General features: G+C 72.6%; 22 protein-coding genes. 14 read left to right on the forward strand and 8 right to left on the reverse strand.

Annotated features, from left to right (window positions below):
• Positions 1-11: 11 nt before the first annotated feature.
• Positions 12-314 carry an urease subunit gamma gene (locus ACZ6Y1_RS22310; protein WP_469632368.1) on the reverse strand — a complete coding sequence of 101 codons (303 nt, stop codon included), beginning with the start codon at positions 312-314 and terminating at the stop codon, positions 12-14.
• A 313-nt stretch (positions 315-627) separates the two neighbouring features.
• Here ACZ6Y1_RS22310 and ACZ6Y1_RS22315 point away from each other — a divergent pair, with 313 nt between their 5' ends.
• Positions 628-1,023 carry a VOC family protein gene (locus ACZ6Y1_RS22315; RefSeq protein WP_469632371.1) on the forward strand — a complete coding sequence of 132 codons (396 nt, stop codon included), beginning with the start codon at positions 628-630 and terminating at the stop codon, positions 1,021-1,023.
• A gap of 7 nt (positions 1,024-1,030) precedes the next feature.
• Here the strand turns inward: ACZ6Y1_RS22315 and ACZ6Y1_RS22320 are convergent, their stop codons facing one another.
• Positions 1,031-1,486 (reverse strand): ATP-binding protein, encoded by a 456-nt coding sequence (locus ACZ6Y1_RS22320; RefSeq protein ID WP_469632375.1) that lies wholly within the window; start codon positions 1,484-1,486, stop codon positions 1,031-1,033.
• A gap of 197 nt (positions 1,487-1,683) precedes the next feature.
• On the opposite strand from ACZ6Y1_RS22320, the gene ACZ6Y1_RS22325 reads away from it, so the two are divergent.
• Positions 1,684-2,568: a helix-turn-helix domain-containing protein gene (locus ACZ6Y1_RS22325; RefSeq protein WP_469632377.1), complete on the forward strand. Its 885-nt coding sequence runs from the start codon at positions 1,684-1,686 to the stop codon at positions 2,566-2,568.
• A gap of 12 nt (positions 2,569-2,580) precedes the next feature.
• Positions 2,581-2,802: a DUF397 domain-containing protein gene (locus ACZ6Y1_RS22330; protein WP_469632380.1), complete on the forward strand. Its 222-nt coding sequence runs from the start codon at positions 2,581-2,583 to the stop codon at positions 2,800-2,802.
• Positions 2,803-2,807: 5 nt separating this feature from the next.
• Here the strand turns inward: ACZ6Y1_RS22330 and ACZ6Y1_RS22335 are convergent, their stop codons facing one another.
• A complete protein-coding gene (locus ACZ6Y1_RS22335) occupies positions 2,808-3,986 on the reverse strand; it encodes an 8-amino-7-oxononanoate synthase (protein ID WP_469632384.1) in 1,179 nt (392 codons plus the stop codon).
• A gap of 157 nt (positions 3,987-4,143) precedes the next feature.
• Between ACZ6Y1_RS22335 and bioB the strand changes: the two genes are divergently transcribed.
• From bioB to bioD, 3 genes are read left to right on the forward strand one after another with little or no spacing between them, the layout of a single operon-like run.
• Positions 4,144-5,391 (forward strand): biotin synthase BioB, encoded by a 1,248-nt coding sequence (bioB, locus tag ACZ6Y1_RS22340; RefSeq protein WP_469632387.1) that lies wholly within the window; start codon positions 4,144-4,146, stop codon positions 5,389-5,391.
• Positions 5,384-6,706 (forward strand): adenosylmethionine--8-amino-7-oxononanoate transaminase, encoded by a 1,323-nt coding sequence (locus ACZ6Y1_RS22345; RefSeq protein WP_469632390.1) that lies wholly within the window; start codon positions 5,384-5,386, stop codon positions 6,704-6,706. Before bioB ends, ACZ6Y1_RS22345 begins: the two co-directional genes overlap by 8 nt.
• Position 6,707: 1 nt before the next feature.
• Positions 6,708-7,427: a dethiobiotin synthase gene (gene bioD, locus ACZ6Y1_RS22350; RefSeq protein ID WP_469632394.1), complete on the forward strand. Its 720-nt coding sequence runs from the start codon at positions 6,708-6,710 to the stop codon at positions 7,425-7,427.
• A 124-nt stretch (positions 7,428-7,551) separates the two neighbouring features.
• On the opposite strand, the gene ACZ6Y1_RS22355 is transcribed toward bioD, so the two are convergent.
• On the reverse strand, positions 7,552-7,974 hold the full coding sequence (locus ACZ6Y1_RS22355) for a GNAT family N-acetyltransferase (RefSeq protein WP_469632396.1): 423 nt from the start codon (positions 7,972-7,974) through the stop codon (positions 7,552-7,554).
• Positions 7,975-8,246: 272 nt separating this feature from the next.
• Here ACZ6Y1_RS22355 and ACZ6Y1_RS22360 point away from each other — a divergent pair, with 272 nt between their 5' ends.
• The 5 genes from ACZ6Y1_RS22360 (at position 8,247) to mug (ending at position 13,570) form a co-directional block, all read left to right on the forward strand.
• The gene (locus tag ACZ6Y1_RS22360) at positions 8,247-9,641 is read left to right on the forward strand and encodes a hemolysin family protein (RefSeq protein WP_469632398.1); all 1,395 of its coding nucleotides are present in this window, start codon (positions 8,247-8,249) and stop codon (positions 9,639-9,641) included.
• Positions 9,638-10,663, forward strand: a complete 1,026-nt coding sequence (locus tag ACZ6Y1_RS22365; RefSeq protein WP_469632401.1) for a hemolysin family protein — start codon at positions 9,638-9,640, stop codon at positions 10,661-10,663. The genes ACZ6Y1_RS22360 and ACZ6Y1_RS22365 overlap by 4 nt, the downstream gene beginning before the upstream one ends.
• Before the next feature lie 56 nt (positions 10,664-10,719).
• Positions 10,720-11,511 (forward strand): SGNH/GDSL hydrolase family protein, encoded by a 792-nt coding sequence (locus ACZ6Y1_RS22370; protein WP_469632406.1) that lies wholly within the window; start codon positions 10,720-10,722, stop codon positions 11,509-11,511.
• A 71-nt stretch (positions 11,512-11,582) separates the two neighbouring features.
• On the forward strand, positions 11,583-13,016 hold the full coding sequence (purB, locus tag ACZ6Y1_RS22375; protein WP_469632409.1) for an adenylosuccinate lyase: 1,434 nt from the start codon (positions 11,583-11,585) through the stop codon (positions 13,014-13,016).
• Positions 13,013-13,570: a G/U mismatch-specific DNA glycosylase gene (mug, locus tag ACZ6Y1_RS22380; RefSeq protein WP_469632621.1), complete on the forward strand. Its 558-nt coding sequence runs from the start codon at positions 13,013-13,015 to the stop codon at positions 13,568-13,570. The genes purB and mug overlap by 4 nt, the downstream gene beginning before the upstream one ends.
• Here mug and ACZ6Y1_RS22385 read toward each other — a convergent pair.
• Genes ACZ6Y1_RS22385 through ACZ6Y1_RS22395 form a run of 3 tightly spaced genes read right to left on the reverse strand, consistent with a single transcriptional unit; the run spans position 13,554 to position 15,725 of the window.
• Positions 13,554-13,991: a hypothetical protein gene (locus ACZ6Y1_RS22385; protein ID WP_469632412.1), complete on the reverse strand. Its 438-nt coding sequence runs from the start codon at positions 13,989-13,991 to the stop codon at positions 13,554-13,556. The genes mug and ACZ6Y1_RS22385 overlap by 17 nt on opposite strands.
• 40 nt (positions 13,992-14,031) lie before the next feature.
• Positions 14,032-14,784: an ABC transporter permease gene (locus tag ACZ6Y1_RS22390; RefSeq protein ID WP_469632415.1), complete on the reverse strand. Its 753-nt coding sequence runs from the start codon at positions 14,782-14,784 to the stop codon at positions 14,032-14,034.
• 29 nt (positions 14,785-14,813) lie between these two features.
• Positions 14,814-15,725, reverse strand: a complete 912-nt coding sequence (locus tag ACZ6Y1_RS22395) for an ABC transporter ATP-binding protein (RefSeq protein ID WP_469632418.1) — start codon at positions 15,723-15,725, stop codon at positions 14,814-14,816.
• A 108-nt stretch (positions 15,726-15,833) separates the two neighbouring features.
• Here ACZ6Y1_RS22395 and ACZ6Y1_RS22400 point away from each other — a divergent pair, with 108 nt between their 5' ends.
• The 3 genes from ACZ6Y1_RS22400 to ACZ6Y1_RS22410 all read left to right on the forward strand — a co-directional run bounded on the left by ACZ6Y1_RS22400 (position 15,834) and on the right by ACZ6Y1_RS22410 (position 18,926).
• A complete protein-coding gene (locus ACZ6Y1_RS22400; RefSeq protein WP_469632421.1) occupies positions 15,834-17,012 on the forward strand; it encodes a sensor histidine kinase in 1,179 nt (392 codons plus the stop codon).
• 4 nt (positions 17,013-17,016) lie between these two features.
• Entirely contained in the window at positions 17,017-17,667 is a 651-nt protein-coding gene (locus ACZ6Y1_RS22405) for a response regulator transcription factor (RefSeq protein WP_469632423.1), read from the forward strand.
• A gap of 101 nt (positions 17,668-17,768) precedes the next feature.
• On the forward strand, positions 17,769-18,926 hold the full coding sequence (locus ACZ6Y1_RS22410) for an ROK family transcriptional regulator (protein WP_469632428.1): 1,158 nt from the start codon (positions 17,769-17,771) through the stop codon (positions 18,924-18,926).
• A 668-nt stretch (positions 18,927-19,594) separates the two neighbouring features.
• On the opposite strand, the gene ACZ6Y1_RS22415 is transcribed toward ACZ6Y1_RS22410, so the two are convergent.
• A complete protein-coding gene (locus ACZ6Y1_RS22415; RefSeq protein ID WP_469632431.1) occupies positions 19,595-20,365 on the reverse strand; it encodes a GntR family transcriptional regulator in 771 nt (256 codons plus the stop codon).
• Between the last annotated feature and the right edge of the window lie 60 nt (positions 20,366-20,425).

Below are 20,425 nucleotides of genomic sequence, written 5' to 3' on the forward strand. Positions count from 1 at the left end.
GTGGCTCCCCTTCAGACGATCGGGTCGTGGACGGTGACGAGTTTGGTTCCGTCCGGGAAGGTCGCCTCGACCTGGACGTCGTGGATCATCTCGGGGATTCCCTCCATGACGTCCTCGCGGGTCAGGACGGTGCGGCCGGAGGCCATCAGCTCGGCCACGGTCCGGCCGTCGCGGGCCCCTTCGAGGATGTGCGAGGTGATCAGCGCGATCGCCTCGGGGTGGTTGAGGCGCACCCCGCGCGCCTTGCGTTTCTCGGCCACGTCCGCGGCCACGTGGACGAGCAGTCTCTCCTGCTCATGCGGTGTCAGTTGCACACGACTCACCTAGTTTCCGGGACAAGGTCGACTTGGGGCCCGACGACGCTAACGGCCGTCAACACTTTGTTGACCTGCGCATATCCGAGCCAAGCGTCTCTTGCCCAACGCAGGGGAAGGCTTTCCGTCCCGACCACCGCCGCTTTACCGGACCTTGGGTGATCATTGGCGGTCGAGCGTGACCCCACGCTAGGGGCCGCGCTTTTCCGGCGAGTTAACCCACGTTTCCGGCAGGCAACCGGTTCGATCCGTTGACCCCCGGAACGCCGTTCCGTATACGGAGCTCCACTCGCGCTGCCCACAGAGGAGACAGATGTTCGTCAATCCCGTCCGGCACATCACCTTCGACGCGCACGACCCGTACAGGACCGCCGAGTTCTGGTCGGCGGTGACCGGCTTCCCGATCCACCCGGACGACGAGGCGGGTGACGACGAGGTCCTGCTGGAGCCGGGTCAGCCGAACGTGCCCGGCCTGCTGTTCATCCGGGTGCCGGACGCCAAGTCCGTCAAGAACCGGGTCCACCTGGACATCCAGCCGGCCACGGGCACCCGGGACGAGACCGTCGAGCGCCTGGTCGGGCTCGGGGCGCGGGTGGTCGACGACCGGCGCGCGGAGGACGGGGTCCTCGGCTGGGTCGTCCTCGCCGACCCGGAGGGCAACGAGCTGTGCATCGAGCGCAGCGCCCAGGAGCGCTCCGCGTCCGCCTGACCCCGGCTCAGCAGCCGGTGGGCGCCGGGGCCTGCGCACCGGCTCCGGCGGTCCACGGCAGGGCGATGGAGACCGTCTTGCCGCCGTCCTCGGTGGGCGTGACCGAGAGCCGGCCGCCCGCCTCCGCGGTGAGCCAGCGGATGATGACCATCCCCCGGCCGTTGTCCTGCTGGACGGCGGCCGGGAGCCGCCTCGGCCAGCGGGGGTGGCTGTCGGTGACCCCGATCCGGAGCCACTCCTCCCGTTCCAGCCTGATGTCGACGGTGAAGGTGGGCGATTGGCCGAAAGTGTGCTGCACGGCGTTGGTGGCGAGCTCCGAGACGATCAGCCGGATGCTGTCGGCCGCCTCCGCGTCATCGGGGAGTCCCCATTCGCCGAGCACCTCCGCGACGTAGCGGCGGGCGGTGGCGACCGAGGCGGGATCGCTCGGCAGAGTGACGGATGCTTCCTGGTGATCTGCCATGGCGACGGTCCCTTTCCCACCGGGGCCGAGCGGCCCCGGATCTGTGCTGGACGCCAGAGTGCCACCCATCGCCCCACCACACCCGCACTTCCACCAAGATATGCATATATCTGTCGCTCGATGCGGTGAACTCTGCTACGGAAGAGCGTATTCGGACGGCAGACTGGTGCGAGCTGTGCCGGTGGAAGGAGGCGGGTGTGCAGCACGGTCCCGCGGTGCGCCGACGCAAGCTCGGCGAGGAACTGCGTGCCCTGCGCGACCGGTCCGGACTCACCAGTGGTGAGGCCGCCGGGATCGTGGGATGGCACCAGTCGAAAATCAGCCGCATCGAAACGGGTCGCAGTGGCGTGAAGCCGGAGGACATCCGTCTGCTCCTCGACGCCTACGGGGAGATCGTCAGCCCCGAGCAGCGCGCTCTGCTGGAGGCGTTGTCCGTCTCGGCCGCCGGTCCCGGGCCGGGCGGCGACACCGGGCGGGGCCGGCAGTGGTGGCACGACTACCGGGGGCTGCTGCCGCAGGAGTACCGGGACTTCATCAGCCTGGAGGCCGGAGCCCGGTCGGCCCGGACCGTGGAGCTGTCCGTGGTACCGGGGCTGTTGCAGACCCCGGCCTACGCCCGGGCGGTGACCCGGGCCGCGCTGGGCGGGCTCCCGGAGCCCAAGGTGGACGCGCTGGTCGACGTACGGCTGGCCCGGCAGTCGGTGCTGCGGGCCGATCCGCCGCTGGAGCTGAGCGCCGTACTGGACGAGGCGGTGCTGCGCCGGCAGATCGGCGGGGCCGGGGTGATGGCCGAGCAGCTGCGGCACCTGGTGGAGGTGTCACGGCTGCCCCAAGTGCGGTTGCAGGTACTGCCGTTCAGTGTGGGGGGACATCTCGGCCTCACCGGACCGTTCGTGATTTTCTCATTTCCGAACATCGCCGATCTGGATGTGGTGGTACTCGACCATTTGACGAGTAGCCTCTATCTGGAGCGGAAGGAAGACCTAGAGGCGTACAGCGCCGCGTTCCGCACCATCCAGGCGCACGCCCTCCCGCCCCAGGACTCGTCGGATCTCATCAGCACCCTCGCTGACGACGCGTAAGGAGGCACCCCCGTGTCCGCAACCCCCTTATCCAGCAGCGGACTTCTGAACAGCGCGCGGTGGCGGCGGAGCAGTCGCAGCACCGGAATGAACAACTGCGTGGAAGCGGCCGTCCTCTCGAGCGGCCTGCTGGCCGTCCGTGACTCCAAGCGTGCGGACGGCCCGGCCGTGCTCTTCACCGGGCCGGCCTGGGACGGCTTCCTCGCACACGTCAGGGCGGACGTTCCCGCGTAACCCGCCTACCGGTCCGTGGCTCCGGCCGGAGCGGTCCGCAGGATCGTCCCGACGGCCCGGTCGATCTCGTCCCCCGTGAGATCCGCCCGGGCGGTCAGCCGCAGCCGGGAGATGCCGTCCGGTACCGACGGCGGCCGGAAGCAGCCCACGGACAGTCCTGCCTCGCGGCAGTCGGCGGCCCACTGCAGTGCCGCCGAGGCCGACGGGGCCCGAACCGACACCACGGCCGCGTCCGGCCGGGCCGCGGTCAGGCCGGACGCGGTGAGCCGCCCGTACAGCAGGGCGGCCACCTCGCGGGCGCGGTCCGCGCGCTCCGGTTCCCGCCGGAGCAGGCGCAGGCTCGCCAGGGCCGCGCCCGCGGCGGCCGGGGCCAGCCCGGTGTCGAAGATGAAGGTGCGCGCGGTGTTGACCAGGTGCCGGATGACCTTGGCCGGGCCGAGCACGGCTCCCCCCTGGCTGCCCAGGGACTTGGAGAGGGTCAGCGTGGCGACCACCCCGGGCGCGCCCGCCAGTCCGGCGGCGTGCGGCGCGCCGCGGCCGCCCTCACCGAGCACGCCGAGCCCGTGCGCGTCGTCCACGACCAGGGCCGCGCCCTCGTCCCGGGCGGCGGCCGCGTAGGCGGCGAGCGGGGCGGCGTCCCCGTCCACCGAGAACACCGAGTCGCTGACCAGGAGGGCCCTGCCCTCGTAGGCGGCGAGCGTCTTGCGCGCGGCGTCGGGATCGGAGTGCGGGATCACCGCGGTCTCGGCGCGCGAGAGCCGGCAGCCGTCGACGATCGAGGCGTGGTTCCCGGCGTCCGAGACGACCAGCGTTCCCCGGCCGCTGAGCGCGGTGACGGCCGCGAGGTTGGCCGCGTACCCCGAGGAGAGGACCAGCGCGGCCTCGAAACCGCAGAAGGCGGCGAGTTCTCGTTCCAGCTCCGCGTGGAGTTCCGTCGTGCCCGTGACCAGCCGGGAGCCGGTGGCACCGCCGCCCCAGCGCCCGGCCGCCTCCCTGGCGCCGCGGACGGTCTCGGGGTGCCTGGTCAGGCCGAGGTAGTCGTTGCTCGCGAGGTCCAGCAGCGGCGAGGACTCCGGCCGCGGGCGCAGCGTCCGTACGAGTCCGGCCTCGGCCCGGGCGCCTTCCGCTTCGTCGATCCACGCGAAGACGTCGGAGTCGGGGGTGTGCTGGGGCAACGGCGGCATCGGCAGGTCCTCGCGTTTTGTCGGCAGTCCACAGACCAGGCTCGACCCTAGCCGCCGTGACAGCTGCGCCAGGTGTGGCGATACACACACTCCCATCCGGCCATGTTGTGCGATCTCTCCTTGGCCGGGAGTGGTCGTGTAGGCCAGGATCGGCCTCATGGACCTGCTGAACAACCTGGTGGACAAGGGGCTCCGGCGCGAGCTGCCGACCCGCGAAGAGGCGCTCGCCGTTCTGGCGACTTCCGACGACGAACTGCTCGACGTGGTGGCCGCGGCCGGCAAAGTGCGCCGCCAGTGGTTCGGCCGTCGGGTCAAGCTGAACTACCTGGTCAACCTGAAGTCGGGCCTGTGCCCGGAGGACTGCTCGTACTGCTCCCAGCGGCTGGGCTCGAAGGCCGAGATCCTCAAGTACACGTGGCTGAAGCCGCAGGAGGCCTCCGAGGCGGCCGCCGCGGGTGTCGCGGGCGGCGCGAAGCGGGTCTGCCTGGTCGCGAGCGGCCGCGGTCCGACGGACCGGGACGTGGAGCGCGTCGGCAAGACCATCGCGGCGATCAAGGAGCAGAACGAGGGCGTCGAGGTCTGCGCGTGTCTCGGGCTGCTCTCCGACGGCCAGGCGGAGAAGCTGCGCGACGCGGGCGCCGACGCGTACAACCACAACCTGAACACCTCCGAGGCCACGTACGGCGCGATCACCAAGACGCACACCTACGCGGACCGCGTGGACACCGTGCAGAAGGCGCACGCGGCGGGACTGTCGGCCTGCTCGGGCCTGATCGCGGGCATGGGCGAGAGCGACGAGGACCTGGTCGACGTCGTCTACTCGCTGCGCGAGCTGGACTCGGACTCGGTGCCGGTCAACTTCCTGATCCCGTTCGAGGGCACCCCGCTGGCCAAGGAGTGGAACCTCACCCCGCAGCGCTGCCTGCGGATCCTGGCGATGGTCCGGTTCGTCTGCCCCGACGTGGAGGTCCGCATCGCCGGCGGCCGCGAGGTGCACCTGCGCTCGATGCAGCCGCTCGCGCTGCACATCGCCAACTCCATCTTCCTCGGCGACTACCTCACCAGTGAGGGCCAGGCCGGCCAGGCCGACCTCGACATGATCGCGGACGCCGGTTTCGAGGTGGAGGGCGCCGGTACGACCACCCTCCCCGCGCACCGCGCCGACGTGGCGGCCGCCGCGACGGGTGGCGGCTGCGGCTCCCACGGGGGCGGCGCCTCGGTCTGCGGTTCCGCGGGCTCCGCCGACTCCGCCGCCGGGGCCGGCTGCGGCTCGGCGTGCGGCGGCTGCTCCGGGCACGCGGAGGCGGCGCCCGTACCGGCGCAGGCCGAGGCCGGCAAGGTGCGGTCCGACCTGGTGGCCGTGCGCCGCCGCGGGGCGGGGACGGACGTCGCCCCCAATGCCTGATCAGCACCCCCTGCCGGCGTCCGGCGCGGAACTCCTCGCGCTGGACCGGCAGCACGTCTGGCACCCGTACGGTCCGATGCCCGGGCGGCAGGAGCCGCTCGTCATCGCGTCCGCCTCGGGTGTCCGGCTGCGGCTCGCGGTGCCGTCCCAGGGGCAGGGGCACGACGAGCTGGTCGACGGCATGTCCTCCTGGTGGTCGGCCATCCACGGCTACAACCACCCGGTGCTGAACGAGGCCGCGACCGCGCAGCTCGGCCTGATGTCGCACGTGATGTTCGGCGGGCTCACCCACGAGCCCGCCGTCCGGCTCGCCGCGAAGCTGGTCGAGATCACCCCGGCCGGGCTGGAGCACGTCTTCCTCGCCGACTCGGGCTCGGTGTCCGTCGAGGTCGCGGTCAAGATGTGCCTGCAGTACTGGCGTTCGCTGGGCCGCACGGGCAAGACCCGGCTGCTGACCTGGCGGGGCGGCTACCACGGGGACACCTGGCAGCCGATGGCCGTCTGCGACCCCGACGGCGGCATGCACGAGCTGTGGCAGGGTCACCTGCCGCGGCAGGTCTTCGCGGACGCGCCGCCCGGCGGCTTCGACACGCCGGTGGATCCGGCGTACGCCGGCCACCTCCGCTCCCTGATCGCCGCGCACGCCGACGAACTGGCCGCGGTGATCGTGGAACCCGTGGTGCAGGGTGCGGGCGGCATGCGCTTCCACAACCCGGGCTACCTGCGGGTGCTGCGGGAGCTGTGCGACGAGTACGGCGTGCTGCTCATCCTGGACGAGATCGCGACGGGCTTCGGCCGCACGGGCGCGCTCTTCGCCGCCGACCACGCGGGGATCACCCCGGACGTGATGTGCCTGGGCAAGTCGCTGACCGGCGGCTACCTCACCCTCGCCGCGACCCTGTGCACCGAGCGGGTGGCGGACGGCATCTCGCGGGGCGAGGTCCCCGTCCTCGCCCACGGGCCGACCTTCATGGGCAACCCGCTCGCGACGGCCGTGGCGCTGGCCTCCGTCGAACTGCTGCTCGGCCAGGACTGGACGAGCGAGGTCAAGCGGATCGAGGCGGGGCTGCGCGATGGCCTCGCGGACGTCGCGTCGGTGCCGGGCGTACGGGACGTACGCGTCCTGGGCGCGATCGGCGTGGTCCAGCTCGACCACGAGATCGACATGGCGGCCGCCACCCGGGCGGCGGTGCGCGAGGGCGTGTGGCTGCGCCCGTTCCGGGACCTGATCTACACCATGCCGCCCTTCGTCACCGGCGACGCGGACGTGGCCCGTATCTGCCGTGCGGTGCGCGCGGCGGCCGAGGAAGGCTGAGATGTCCGTACTGGTCGTGTCCGGCACCGGAACCGAGATCGGCAAGACCGTGGTCACGTCGGCGGTCGCGGCCGCCGCGCTGGCGGCCGGCCGTTCGGTGGCCGTCCTCAAGCCCGCGCAGACGGGTGTCGGCCCGCAGGAGCCGGGGGACGCCGCCGAGGCGGTCCGGCTGGCCGGTGCGGCCGTGACGGCGAGGGAACTGGCCCGCTACCCGGAGCCCCTGGCCCCGGACACGGCCGCCCGCCGCGCGGGCCTGGCCACGGTGTCCCCGGAGCAGGTGGCCGAAGCGGCCCGCGAGCTCTCCCGCACCCACGACCTGGTCCTGGTGGAGGGCGCCGGCGGCCTGCTCGTCCGCTTCGACGAGGCGGGGCACACCCTGGCCGACGCGGCCCGCCTGCTCGACGCGCCGGTCCTCGTGGTGGCCCCGGCGGGTCTCGGCACGCTCAACTCCACCACCCTGACGGCGGAGGCCCTCCGGGCCCGGGGGCTGACCGGTCTGGGCGTGGTGGTGGGCAGCTGGCCCGCCGCGCCGGACCTGGCGGCCCGCTGCAACCTGGCGGACCTGCCCACGAGCTCGGCCCTCCCCCTGCTGGGCGCGGTGCCCGAGGGCTCGGGCGGCCTGTCGCCGGAGGAGTTCCGGGCCGAGGCCCCGGGCTGGCTCGCCCCCGCCCTCTCGGGCACGTGGTCGGCCGAGTCCTTCCTGGCGGCCTGGCCTGCGTGAGGGCGTGACGGCGTGACGGCGACGGCGTGACGGCGTGACGTGATGTGCAGGGCTCCCGGCTTCGGCCGGGGGCCCTGTTCGTCCTCTCGCCCCTCCTCCTCCGCGGGCTTCCGGGTCCCCGGACCTACCCGAACGGCTTCGTCCAGCGCCGCCAGCGGTCCTCGCGCTGATAGCCGGCCGCCGCCCACAGCAGATGCGCCCGTTCGTTCGCTTCGAGCACCATCGCGTCCCCGCGCCGGCCCCCGAGGGCGGTGAAGCGCCGTTCGGCCGCTTCGAGGAGGGTGGCGGCGATACCCCGCCTGCGGTGGGAAGGCAGGACGGCCAGCCGGTACAGCGAGGCGCGCCAGCCGTCCCAGCCGGCGATCACCGAACCGACGAGGAGGCCGTCGGACTCCGCGAGGATCAGGGCTTCGGGATCCCGTGCGAGAAGGCGTCTCACGCCGTCCAGGTCGTCCGTGATCGACGTGCCCTCGGCGGCTTCCTTCCAGAAGACGAGCACGTTCTCGGCGTCGGCCGGCACAGCGGTCCGTATGCGGATCTCGGTCATGGGCAGGACCCAAGCACGCCCGGTCCGCGGCCCGCCACCGACTTCTTCCGCCGCGCGCGGGCCGGCTCCGCCAAAAAGATGATCCGCCTCCTTTGCCCTTCCTTTACGATGTGGGACAGACGTTCCGCAGTGAACGGCCGACGACCGAACGACTCAGATGAAAGGTGTGAGCGTCCGCCCATGGGCGAGCCTCCCAGTCCACGACCCTCCCGAGCGCGACATCGCGCGATACGCCTCCTCCTGGCCGATCATGGAACGGAGGTGATCGACCGATGACCGAGGTGCTCCTGCTCGTCGTGGCACTGCTGCTCTGCGTCGCCTGCGGAGTCTTCGTCGCGGCCGAGTTCTCGCTGACCACCGTCGAGCGCAGCGAACTCGAACGGGCCGTCGAGCGCGGCGAGCGCGGGGCCGACAGCGCCCTGGCCGCCGTCCGCACCCTGACCTTCCAGCTCTCCGGCGCCCAGCTCGGCATCACCGTGACCGGCCTGGTCATCGGCATGATCTCCAAGCCGTCGATCGCGGCCCTGCTCCAGGGCCCGTTCGAGGCCATCGGGCTCTCGGCCGCCGCCGCGTCCTCCACCGCGCTGGTCCTCGGCACCGTGCTGTCGACCGTCGTCCTGATGGTCGTCGGCGAACTGGTGCCCAAGAACTGGGCGATCTCCTCACCGCTCGCCATCGCCAAGCGCGTGGCGACCGCGCAGCGGGTGTTCAGCCGGATCTTCAGGCCTCTGATCAGCCACCTGAACACCACGGCGAACCACATGGTCCGCCGCTTCGGCATGGAGCCGGCCGAGGAGCTGGCCTCCGCCCGCACCCCGCAGGAGCTGGTCGCACTGGCGCGGCACTCCGCGAAGGCGGGCTCGCTGGAGAAGGACACCGCCGAGCTGTTCGTGCGGACCCTGAACCTGGCCGACCTGACCGCGGAGAACGTGATGACCCCGCGCGTCCAGGTCACCGCCCTCGACGTGCAGACCACCGCGGAGGACGTGGCGAACGCGACGATGGCCACCGGCCTGTCCCGCTTCCCCGTCTACCGGGGCAGCCTCGACACCGTCGTCGGCACCGTCCACATCAAGGACGTGCTGGCCCTGCCCGCCGAGGATCGCCACCGCCACCCCGTCGCGCAGCTGCTGCGCGAGCCCCTTCTCGTACCGGAGTCGCTGACCGTGGACCGGCTGCTGGACCGGCTGTCCGGCAGGCAGACCATGGCCGTGGTCATCGACGAGTACGGCGGTACGGCCGGCGTGGCCACCCTCGAGGACATCGTCGAGGAGGTCGTCGGCGAGGTCCACGACGAGCACGACCCGCACGAGACCTTCGACCTGGCCCCGGCCGGCACGGACGCCGACGGGCGCACGCTCTACGCCGCCGACGGAGCCGCCCGCACCGACCAGCTCCAGCGGATCGGGCTGCGCGTGCCCGAGGGGCCGTACGAGACGCTCGCCGGGCTGATAGCGACCGAGCTGGGCCGGATCCCCGAGGTCGGCGACAGGCTGGAGATGGACGGCTGGCGGCTCGAGGTGGTCGACGCCGGCGGGCGACGGGCGGCGCGGGTGCTGCTGCACATGCCGGCCGGGCACCACGAGGACCAGGGCGACCAGGGCGACCAGGGCGACCAGGCCAATCGGGGCCACAAGGGTGACGAGGGCACGGAGGGGACCCGATGACCGCGATCCAGCTTCTGATCGGTCTGGCGACGCTGGTCGTCAACGCCTTCTTCGTCGGCGCGGAGTTCGCACTCATCTCGGTCAGGCGCAGCCAGATCGAGCCGTACGCGGAGCAGGGCGACCGGCGGGCCCGCGCGGTCCTGTGGGGTCTGGAGCACGTGTCGGCGATGATGGCGGCGGCCCAGCTCGGGATCACGCTCTGCACCCTGGTGCTGGGCGTGGTGGCCGAGCCCGCCATCGCCCACCTGCTGAGCCCGCTGCTCGACGCCGTCGGGGTGCCGGCCGGGGTGACGCACGCGATCTCCTTCGTGGTGGCCCTGGCCCTGGCAACGTACCTGCACATGCTCTTCGGCGAGATGGTGCCGAAGAACGTGGCGCTGTCCGAGCCGGTGCGCACGGCGCTGCTGCTGGGCCCGCCGCTGGTGACCCTCACCCGGGCGCTGCGGCCGGTGATCTTCGCGATCAACGCCTTCGCCAACACCCTGCTGCGGCTGCTGCGGGTGGAGGTCAAGGACGAGGTCGCGGCGACCTTCTCGGACGACGAGCTGGCGCGGATCGTCAAGGACTCCAGTGACGCGGGGCTCATCGACGATCGGGCGAGCGAGCGGCTGCACGATGCCCTGGAGCTGGGCCGCCGACCGGTCACCGACGTGGTGCTGGCCGCGGACCGGGTGGTCCCCGCCCGCGAGGGAATCACCCCGGCCGGGCTGGAGCGGCTGTCGGCCCGGTCGGGCTACTCCCGTTTCCCGGTGATCGACGCGCAGCACCGGATCCTGGGATACCTGCACGTCAAGGACGCGCTGGACGCCGATCCGGAGGACCGCGACGAGCCCTTCCCGGTAGCGGCCCTGCGGCCGATCGCGCAGATCCGCGCCGAAACGCCGCTGGACGACGTGCTGACCGCGATGCGACGCAGCCGTACGCACCTGGCGGCGGTGCTCGGCCCGGACGGGGCGATGACGGGCCTGGTGACGATGGAAGACGTGCTGCGCGAGCTGTTCGGGCGTCCCGCGTCCGCCTGATGATCCGGTCCCCGGCCCTGCGGGGCCGGGGTACCGGGCGGTAGCATCACTCCGCCATGGAGATGAATGCGCGGTACACCAGTTTCGTCGCGGTCGGCGACTCCTTCACCGAGGGCATGTCCGACCTGCTCCCCGACGGCTCCTACCGGGGCTGGGCCGACCTGCTGGCCGCACGCCTGGCGGCGCGCGAGCCGGGCTTCCGCTACGCCAACCTCGCGGTGCGCGGCAAGCTCATCGGGCAGATCGCCGAGGAGCAGGTCCCCGCGGCGGCCGCGATGCGGGCCGACGTGGTGACGCTGGTGGGCGGGCTGAACGACACCCTGCGCCCCAAGGTGGACATGGGCCGGGTCCTGGAGCGGCTGGAGGCCTCCGTGGAGCTCCTCGCCCCCTCCTGCCGCCAACTGGTCCTGATGCGCTCCCCGGGGCGCAACGGGCCGGTGATGGAACGCTTCCGGCCGCGCATGGAGGAACTCTTCCTCTTCATCGAGGAGCTCGCGTCCCGGCACGGCGCCCTGGTGGTCGACCTGTACGGGGCTCCCGCCCTCGCGGACCAGCGCATGTGGGACGTGGACCGGCTGCACCTGACCGCCGAGGGCCACCGCCGGGTCGCCGAGGCCGTCTGGCAGGCTCTCGGGCTGCCCGCCGAACAGGACTGGCGCGCCGAGCTCCCGGCCACCGAGCCCCCCGGCTGGGCGGTCCGCCGGGCCCGGGACCTCAGCTTCGCCCGGCAGCACCTGCTCCCCTGGATCGGCCGCCGCCTGACGGGCCGCTCCTCCGGGGACGGCCGGCCGGCGAAGCGTCCGGAACTGCTGCCGTACGCGCCGTACGAGGACTCTCCCGTCTCGTAGCAAGGCACAATCAGGCGCGGGGGCCCCACCTGCGTAAACGCACAGCCCGGGCCCAAGTAGAATCCATCCACGTGACAGCCAAGCCCCGCATCCCCAATGTCCTGGCCGGCCGCTACGCCTCCGCGGAGCTCGCCGTCCTGTGGTCCCCCGAGTACAAGGTGACGCTGGAGCGGCGGCTGTGGCTCGCCGTGCTGCGTGCCCAGAAGGACCTCGGCATCGACGTGCCCGACGCGGCCCTCGCCGACTACGAGCGCGTCCTCGAGACCGTCGACCTCGCCTCCATCGCCGAGCGCGAGAAGGTCACCCGGCACGACGTGAAGGCCCGCATCGAGGAGTTCAACGCTCTCGCCGGCCACGAGCACGTCCACAAGGGCATGACCTCGCGCGACCTCACCGAGAACGTCGAGCAGCTCCAGATCCGGCTCTCCCTGGAGCTGGCCCGCGACCGCACCGTCGCCGTCCTCGCCCGCCTCGGCAAGCTGGCCGGCGAGCACGCCGAGCTCGTCATGGCCGGCCGCTCCCACAACGTCGCCGCGCAGGCGACGACCCTGGGCAAGCGCTTCGCCACCGCGGCCGACGAGCTGCTGGTCGCCTACGACCGCCTGGAGAACCTCCTCGAGCGCTACCCGCTGCGCGGTATCAAGGGCCCCGTCGGCACCGCCCAGGACATGCTCGACCTGCTCGGCGGCGACGCCGCCAAGCTGGCCGACCTGGAGCAGCGGATCGCCGCCCACCTCGGCTTCGCCCAGGCCTTCACCTCGGTCGGCCAGGTCTACCCGCGCTCGCTCGACTACGACGTGGTCACCGCGCTGGTCCAGCTGGCCGCCGCGCCCTCCTCCATCGCCAAGACGATCCGCCTGATGGCGGGCCACGAGCTGGTGACCGAGGGCTTCAAGCCCGGCCAGGTCGGCTCCTCCGCGATGCCGCACAAGATGAACACCCGCTCCTGCGAGCGCGTGAACGGCCTGATGGTCATCCTGCGCGGTTACGCCTCGATGACCGGCGAGCTGGCCGGCGACCAGTGGAACGAGGGCGACGTCTCCTGCTCCGTGGTCCGCCGCGTGGCGCTGCCGGACGCGTTCTTCGCCTTCGACGGCCTCCTGGAGACCTTCCTGACGGTCCTGGACGAGTTCGGCGCCTTCCCGGCCGTCGTCGCCCGCGAGCTGGACCGCTACCTCCCCTTCCTCGCCACCACCAAGGTCCTCATGGGCGCCGTACGCGCCGGTGTCGGCCGCGAGGCCGCCCACGAGGTCATCAAGGAGCACGCGGTGGCCTCGGCCCTCGCCATGCGCGAGCAGGGCGCGGAGCGCAACGAGCTCCTGGACAAGCTGGCCGCCGACGAGCGGATGCCGCTGGACCGGGCCCAGCTCGACGCCCTGATGGCCGACAAGCTGTCCTTCACCGGCGCCGCGGGCGACCAGGTCTCGGCAGTGGTCTCCCGCATCGAGGCGATCGCCAAGCAGCACCCGGAGGCCGCCGGATACACCCCGGGGTCGATCCTCTGACCCCCGAGGAGCTCAACGCCGCCCGTGACCGCGTCCTCCCGGACGTGGTCGCGGGCGGTCTGCGTGTGCTCTTCTGCGGGATCAACCCCGGCCTCCTCTCCGCCGCGACGGGTCACCACTTCGCCCGTCCCGGCAACCGCTTCTGGCCCGTCCTCCACCTGTCGGGCTTCACCCCGCGCCGGCTCGCCCCCTCCGAGCAGGAGGAGCTGCTGACCTACCGGCTCGGCATCACCAACGTCGTGGCCCGCGCCACGGCCCGCGCCGACGAGCTGAGCGCCGAGGAGTTCCGCGAAGGCGGCCGGATCCTGACCGCCAAGGTGGAGCTCCTGCGCCCCCAGTGGCTCGCCGTGGTCGGGGTGACCGCCTACCGCACGGCCTTCGGCGAGAGGAAGGCACAGATCGGTCCCCAGGAGCGGACCATCGGCTCCACCCGTATCTGGGCCCTCCCCAACCCCAGCGGCCTCAACGCCCACTGGACCGCCGAGACCATGGCCCAGGAGTACGCCCGCCTCCGCGCAGCCGCCGAACCCCCCGTCTTCAGGGCGGATCGATGACGGTGACCCCTGCCATCAACAGGTACGGGTCTTCGGTGCCCCACCGCGCCACATAGGCCACCAGCCACTTCTCCTCGGCCCGCCACAGGTGCACGTGGTCGGTGGTGGTGCCCACCTCGCCCCACGGCTCCGGTATCTCCTCCCCGTCGAACCCCCGGTCCAGCAGCGATGTGACGCTGAAGACCTGCTGATCCCCCCACCGGTCGGCCAGGGCCTGGGTGAGTGCCCCGTACTCGGCCGCGATCTGGTCGGCCGCCTCTGCCCGGCCCGAGCCGTCGTCCTCCCAGTAGTCCCCCGTCCGGCCGAGCTGGACGAGGTGGTAGCCCGGGCCGCTGCTCTGCCCGCCGGACCGGACCGGCTCGGGCGGGAATTCCGTCCCCCGGAGCTGGTCGATCGTGTCGAGATGCTCTGCCGTGGTCATGCCGTCAGTATCCCGACCACCACTGACAACTGGCCCTGCGTCACGCGTCCCGGCGCCGCACCGATATGAGACCACCGATGACCGCGGCCGCGGCCCACAGCATCGCCACGCCCATTCCGGTCCACGGGCCGAGGACTCCGCCGATCGACTCGCTCCGGAGCACCATCTGGCCGGCCTTGTCCGGCATGAACTGTCCGATGTCGCCGGCTGCTCCGCTGATGACGAAGGAGAGCAGCAGGACGAAGGGGACGAGGATGCTGATGACGGCGACACCACTGCGCAGGATCGCCGTCAGGCCGGCCGAGAAGAGCGTGATGACCGTCAGGTACAGGCCGCAGCCCACGACGGAGCGCACGGTGCCCGGGTCGCCGAGCTTCAGGGCGTACTGCCCCATGAACGCCTGCCCGCCGACGAAGGTGAGCAGCCCGGTCACCTGCCCCACGAGGAGGGCGAGCCCGCCGATCACGGCCATCTTGGAGAGGTAGAACCGGGTACGGTTCGGCACCGCCGCGAAGGTGGTGCGCAGGGCCCCGTTGTGGAATTCGGCGCTGACGGCGTTGGCTCCGAAGGTGATGGCCGCTATCTGGCCGAAGTTGACTGCGTAGTAGGCGGCGAAGAGCGGATCGTCGCCCATGGCGCCTTCCTCGGCCGTTCCTATAGCCCAGGCGGTGAACGCCTGGATGCCGGCGGTCGCGATCAGCACGGCTATCAGCGCGCCGAACGTGCCGCGCAGCGATCTGATCTTGATCCATTCGGAGTGCAGGACGGGCCGGGTGGGCAGAGCGGTGCTCATGGCGAACCTCCGGTGAGGAAGGGGGGCGGTCAGCGGGTGGCGGCGAACTGGGCGTGGTCCGCGGTGAGATCGAGGTAGGCCTGTTCCAGTGAGGCGCGCTCGTCGGAGAGTTCCAGCAGGGGGATGCCTTCGCGGGCAGCCATGATGCCGAGCTGCTCCGCCTGTATGCCGTCGACGGTCCAGCGCCCGCCCTCGGCTTCCACCAGGTCGTAGCCGTCCCGGGCGAGGACGGCCCGCAGCCGGAACGCGTCCGTGGTCCGCAGCCGCACCCGCGGGGTGCTGCGCGCGTCGATGAACTCCTCCATCGAGGTGTCGGCCAGGAGTTTCCCCGCGCCGAGCACCACCAGGTGGTCGGCCAGCGTCGCCGTCTCCGACATGAGGTGGCTGGAGACGAGGACGGTCCGGCCTTCGGCGGCCAGGCCGCGCATCAGTTCGCGGATCCAGATGATTCCCTCGGGGTCTAGCCCGTTGGTCGGCTCGTCGAGGAGCAGCACTCCGGGATCTCCCAGGAGGGCGGCGGCGATGCCCAGCCGCTGACGCATGCCCAGGGAGAAGGTCTTCACCCGGCGCCCCGCCGCGGCGGCTATGCCGGTCTGCTCCAGCACCTCGTCCACCCTGCGGGCCGGTATCCCGTTCGAGGCGGCGAGGAAGCGCACGTGGTCGCGGGCGGTGCGCCCGCCGTGGATGGACTGCGGGTCGAGGAGCGCTCCGACCCGGCGCAGCGGGTCGGTGAAGGTGGTGAACGGGCTTCCCCCGATGGTGGCGGTGCCGGAGGTGGCCCCGTCCAGGCCCAGCAGCAGCCGCATCGTGGTCGACTTTCCGGCGCCGTTGGGGCCGAGGAAGCCGGTGACCCGTCCGGGCAGCACGTCGAAGGTGAGGCGGTCCACGGCACGGGTGGTGCCGTATTCCTTGGTCAGTTCCCGAATCTCGATGCTGTTCATGCCTCAAGATTCGCCGTCGGTCCCACCTCCTGCCCTCCCCCACGTGAGGGGATGGTCTCCCCCACGTGGGGGAGACGGGAGCCATGTCCCGGCTGCCAGGATGAGGACATGGACCGACTGCTCCGTGCTCCCTTCCGCGGGGTCACGTACACCCGCTGGCTGCATCTGCTCGTACCGATCCTGATCGTCTCCATCTGGATGTTCATAGAGCCCGCCTGGCCGTGGATGCCAGCCGTGATCGTCGCTCCGTTCGGGCTGATTCCGTGGGTGCGGCTGGCCGAGGGGCTGCAGGCGCAGTTCCTTCTGACCCCGCACGAGCGCGGACGGTACGACGGTTCCATCAGCGTCTCGCCGTCCGCCCGTTGGGGAGACCGGTGGCGGACGGTGGCCTGGCTGGAGATACGTCTCGTACTGGCGGGCGTGGCCCTCATGGCGACGGTGTGGCTCCCGGTGATGACCGTGGAACTCGTCACCATCGCCGCCGGCCGTTCTCTCGGGTCGGACGACGTGATCCTGCCGTTCGAACCGCCCCGCTGGGCGGCTCTGCTCCTCCTGCCGGTGCCGCTGGTCCTGCTGCTGGTCATAGTGGTCCTGCTCGGCGAGGTCGTCACGGCGATCGCCGCGAGACTCCTGGGGCCTTCGGCGGCCGAGCGGCTGACCGCGCTGGAGGCACGGACCGAGCAGCTGCTGGAGCGGACGCGGATCGCGAGGGAGTTGCACGACTCCATCGGCCACGCGCTCACCGTGGCGGTCGTCCAGGCGGGAGCCGCGCGGGCGGCGGCCGATCCGGAGTTCACCGAGCGGGCGTTGTGCGCGATCGAGGAGACCGGCCGGGCCGCGATGGAGGACCTGGACCGGGTGCTGAAGGTGCTCCGGGAGTCCGGCCAGCCCCCCTCCCAGCGGCCCACCCTCGCCGATGCCGACCGGCTGCTGGAGTCGGCGCGCGCGTCGGGCGCCCCGGTCGACGCCGAACTGTCCGGTCCGCTGGAGAAGTTGCCGGGCCCGGTCGCGCGCGAGGGGTACCGGATCCTTCAGGAGGCGCTGACCAACGTGCTGCGGCACAGCGGGCCGGTGCCGGTCCGCGTGCGGATCGAAGTGGGGGTGGGAAGACTGGACTTGGAGGTGACCAATCCGCTTCCGGCGGAGGCGGCGCAGGTGACGGGCCGCGGCTCCGGCCTGCGCGGCATCCGGGAACGGGCGGCACTGCTCGGCGGGGAGGCCGAGACCGGGCCGTACGAGGGCAACTGGAGAGTGCGCGCCCGGCTTCCGCTGGAGCGAATACGCTGACCGGATGCCGGTTACCGTACTGCTCGTCGATGACGAGCCCCTGGTGCGCGCGGGTCTGCGCGCCGTCCTCGAGGCCCAGCCCGACATCGAGGTGGTGGGTGAGGCGCCCGACGGGGCCTCCGTGATCCCGCTCGTGCGACAGCTGCGGCCCGACGTGGTGGCCATGGACGTGCGGATGCCGCTGCTCGACGGGATCGAGGCGACTCGGGCGATCCTGAAGACGGTCGACTCCCCGCCGAAGATCCTCGTCGTCACCACTTTCGAGAACGACGAGTACGTCTACCAGGCGCTGCGGGCCGGGGCGGACGGGTTCCTGCTGAAGCGGGCGCGGCCCTCCGAGATCGTGCACGCGGTCCGGCTGGTCGCGGAGGGCGAGACGCTGCTCTTCCCCGCGGCCGTGCGGGCCCTGGCCGCCGAGTACGGAAATCGCCAGGCACGGGCCGGGCTGGAGCGGGCGGGGCTGACCGAGCGCGAGGAGGCGGTGCTGCGGCTCATGGCGCGGGGGCTGACCAACGTGGAGATCGCGGGCAACCTGATCGTCGGCACGGAGACGGTGAAGTCCCACGTCAGTGCGATTCTCGGAAAGCTGGGAGCGCGGGACCGGACCCAGGCCGTGATCATGGCGTACGAGTCGGGGTTCGTGACCCCGGCCTGAGCGGAGGGCCCAGTTCCGGCCTATGGGGGGCTGGTTCTCGCTGAGGCACCAGGTGGGCAGTACCATCCGGCTGACGGGCTCGCTAGCTGGGAGGACACACGTTGGGGCAGCTGACCGGCGGGGACCCCTCTCTGCTGAGGCGGATCAATTCCGCCGTGGTGCTGCGCGCACTGCGCGCGGCCCAGGCGCCGACGCTCACCGACCTCACCCGGGTCACAGGGCTATCCCGGCCGACCGTCGAGGGGGTCGTGGAGGGGCTGATGGCCACCGGGCTGGTCGCCGAGGCCGACGTAGAGGAAGGCGCGCGGCGGCAGGGCCGGCCGGCCAGGCGGTTCCGTTTCAGGGCCGAGGCCGGGCATCTGCTGGGCATCGAGATCGGTTCGCACCGGGTCGCCGTGCTGCTCTCCGGCCTGGACGGGCGGGTCATCGGCGCGGGCACGAAGGACGTCGCCGAGTCGGCGTCCGCCGACGAGCGGCTGGAGAAGGTCCGTTCGGCGGTGGCCGATCTGCTGCGCCGGGCCGGGGTGCCCCGGGACTCCCTGCGCGCGGTCGGCGTCGGCAGCCCCGGGATCGTGGAGGCGGACGGCACGGTCCGCCTCGGGACCGCCCTGCCGGGCTGGACCGGGCTCCCGCTGGGGGAACGCCTCCAGCGCTCGTTCCGCTGCCCGGTGAAGGTGGAGAACGACGCCAACGCCGCGGCGGTCGCCGAGCACTGGAAGGGGGCCGCGCGTGACACCGACGACATCGTGTTCGTCATGGCCGGGCTCAGCCCCGGCGCCGGCTCCCTGATCGGAGGACGGCTCCACCGGGGCTTCGGCGGAGCGGCCGGGGAGATCGGCGCACTGCACCTGCTGGGCCGTGAGGTCACGCCGGAGAAGCTGCTGTCGACCACCGGTGAGCCGCTCCACCCGCTGGACGAGCCCGCGGTCGCCGAGGTCTTCGCGATGGCCAAGCGCGGCGACGAGCGGGCGGTGGCCGCCGTGGAGCGGTTCCTGCAGCGGCTGGTGCACGACGTCGCGGCGCTGGTCCTGGCGATGGATCCGGAGCTGGTGGTGGTCGGCGGCTGGGCGGCCGGGCTGGACGGGGTGCTGGATCCCCTGCGCCGGGAGCTGGAGCGCTATTGCCTGCGTCCGCCGAAGGTTGCCCTGTCCCTGCTCGGCGAGGCCGCGGTGGCCACCGGCGCCCTTCGCCTCGCGCTGGACCACGTCGAGGAAGAGCTCTTCGCGGTGGAGAAGACGGTCACGGCCCGCGGCCGCTGACCGCGCCGCGCGGCCTCGGGCCCCGCCCCCGGCCCGACTTGCGCCTCCGCCCCGGGCTCCGACTCCGGGCCGGGCTCCCGCCCCCGGGCCCCGCCCCCGGTCCCTGCCCCGGACTCCTACCCGGGCCGGGCTGCCGCCCCGGACCCCTACCCCGGCGCGAGCTTCCGCCCTGGCCCCGACGCCGGTCCCCGCCTCGGATTCCCACCCCGGGCCGGGCTTCCGCCTGGGGCCCCGGACCCCTACCCCGGCGCGGGCTTCCGCCCTGGGCCCCGACCCCGGTCCGCGTCCGCGCCCTGGACCCCTACCCCGGGCCGGGCTTCCGCCTCGGGCCCCGGCCCGGTCCGCGCCCCGGGCCCCTACCCCGGGCCGGGCTTCCGCCTCGGGGCCGGGCCTGGAGCGGGATCGCGGGCGCAGAACGCCTCGCCCCGCGCCCCGGACTCCTACCCCGGCGCCGGCGCGGGCTTCCGCCTCGGGCCCCGGCGCGGGATCGCGGGCGCAGAACGCCTCGCCCCGTGCCCCCGGACTCCTACCCCGCCGCGGGCTTCCGGCCCGGGCCCCGGCGCCGGAGTCGGGATCGCGGGCGCAGGACGCCCTGCCCCCGTGCCCGGCGGGTACGAAGTGCCGCCGCAGCCGGTCGGCTGCGGCGGAGGGAACTGCCTGTATGCGCGTCAGGAGGCGACGCGCGGCTCGTGGGTGATCTCGACGTCCCCCGAGTCGCCGAAGGTGAGGCGGCAGGTGTCGGCGCGGTAGGTGGCCACCGAGACCGCGGCGGTGCCCGCGGCGGTGAAGTAGCGCGTGGTGACGACGAGTACGGGCGCGCCGGGCAGCCGGTCCAATTCCTTGGCGTCGTCGGCGCGCGCCGAGCCGAGCTCCACCGAGCGGTCCTGGCCTTCGAGGGTCAGCCGCTGCAGCTCGCGCAGGACCGCGCGGGCGCGGGCGGGACCGGCCGGGGTGTCGATCGCGGGGAGTCCGGGCACCGAGGCGGCCGGGACGTGGAGCATCTCGGCGGCGACGGCCTGCCCCTGGGTGACGCGGGTCCGGCGCACGGTGTGCACCGGCTCGTCGGCGGCGAAGACCCCGCCGGTCCCCAGCAGCTTCAGGACCGCGGCCGTCGGCAGCGCCTCGGCGGCGTCAACCGGCTCCCAGCCGTCGGCCTGCTCACCGGGCCAGCTGTGCCCGGCGGTGCCGACGGCGACGCCGACGCGCGGCGGGGCGACGGTGGTTCCGACTCCGCGGCGGCGCTGCAGACGGCCTTCGAGCTCCAACTGCTCCAGGGCCTGGCGCAGGGTCGCGCGGGCGACGCCGAACCGGGCGGCGAGCTCACGCTCGTTCGGCAGGACCTCTCCGACGGCGAAATCCTGGTCGAGTGCTTCGCTGAGGACGGTCTTGAGGTGCCAGTACTTCGGCTCCGGCACCGTTTCGAGCTGCGTGGTCCCCACCCTGACTCCTCCTGCCATCGCCGCACTCGCCGTGTGTTCGAGCGGCAGTTCCGCGCCTTT

The organism is Streptomyces sp. NPDC053432 (assembly GCF_055585365.1).

Coding starts and splice junctions, on each gene's coding strand:
- ACZ6Y1_RS22405 (WP_469632423.1), top strand. CDS start 17,017: ATGCCGGTTACCGTACTGCTCGTCGATGACGAGCCCCTGGTGCGCGCG.
- ACZ6Y1_RS22365 (WP_469632401.1), top strand. CDS start 9,638: ATGACCGCGATCCAGCTTCTGATCGGTCTGGCGACGCTGGTCGTCAAC.
- ACZ6Y1_RS22315 (WP_469632371.1), top strand. CDS start 628: ATGTTCGTCAATCCCGTCCGGCACATCACCTTCGACGCGCACGACCCG.
- ACZ6Y1_RS22360 (WP_469632398.1), top strand. CDS start 8,247: ATGACCGAGGTGCTCCTGCTCGTCGTGGCACTGCTGCTCTGCGTCGCC.
- ACZ6Y1_RS22335 (WP_469632384.1), bottom strand. CDS start 3,986: ATGCCGCCGTTGCCCCAGCACACCCCCGACTCCGACGTCTTCGCGTGG.
- ACZ6Y1_RS22370 (WP_469632406.1), top strand. CDS start 10,720: ATGGAGATGAATGCGCGGTACACCAGTTTCGTCGCGGTCGGCGACTCC.
- ACZ6Y1_RS22390 (WP_469632415.1), bottom strand. CDS start 14,784: ATGAGCACCGCTCTGCCCACCCGGCCCGTCCTGCACTCCGAATGGATC.
- ACZ6Y1_RS22400 (WP_469632421.1), top strand. CDS start 15,834: ATGGACCGACTGCTCCGTGCTCCCTTCCGCGGGGTCACGTACACCCGC.
- ACZ6Y1_RS22385 (WP_469632412.1), bottom strand. CDS start 13,991: ATGACCACGGCAGAGCATCTCGACACGATCGACCAGCTCCGGGGGACG.
- bioB (WP_469632387.1), top strand. CDS start 4,144: ATGGACCTGCTGAACAACCTGGTGGACAAGGGGCTCCGGCGCGAGCTG.
- ACZ6Y1_RS22355 (WP_469632396.1), bottom strand. CDS start 7,974: ATGACCGAGATCCGCATACGGACCGCTGTGCCGGCCGACGCCGAGAAC.
- bioD (WP_469632394.1), top strand. CDS start 6,708: ATGTCCGTACTGGTCGTGTCCGGCACCGGAACCGAGATCGGCAAGACC.
- ACZ6Y1_RS22320 (WP_469632375.1), bottom strand. CDS start 1,486: ATGGCAGATCACCAGGAAGCATCCGTCACTCTGCCGAGCGATCCCGCC.
- ACZ6Y1_RS22395 (WP_469632418.1), bottom strand. CDS start 15,725: ATGAACAGCATCGAGATTCGGGAACTGACCAAGGAATACGGCACCACC.
- ACZ6Y1_RS22345 (WP_469632390.1), top strand. CDS start 5,384: ATGCCTGATCAGCACCCCCTGCCGGCGTCCGGCGCGGAACTCCTCGCG.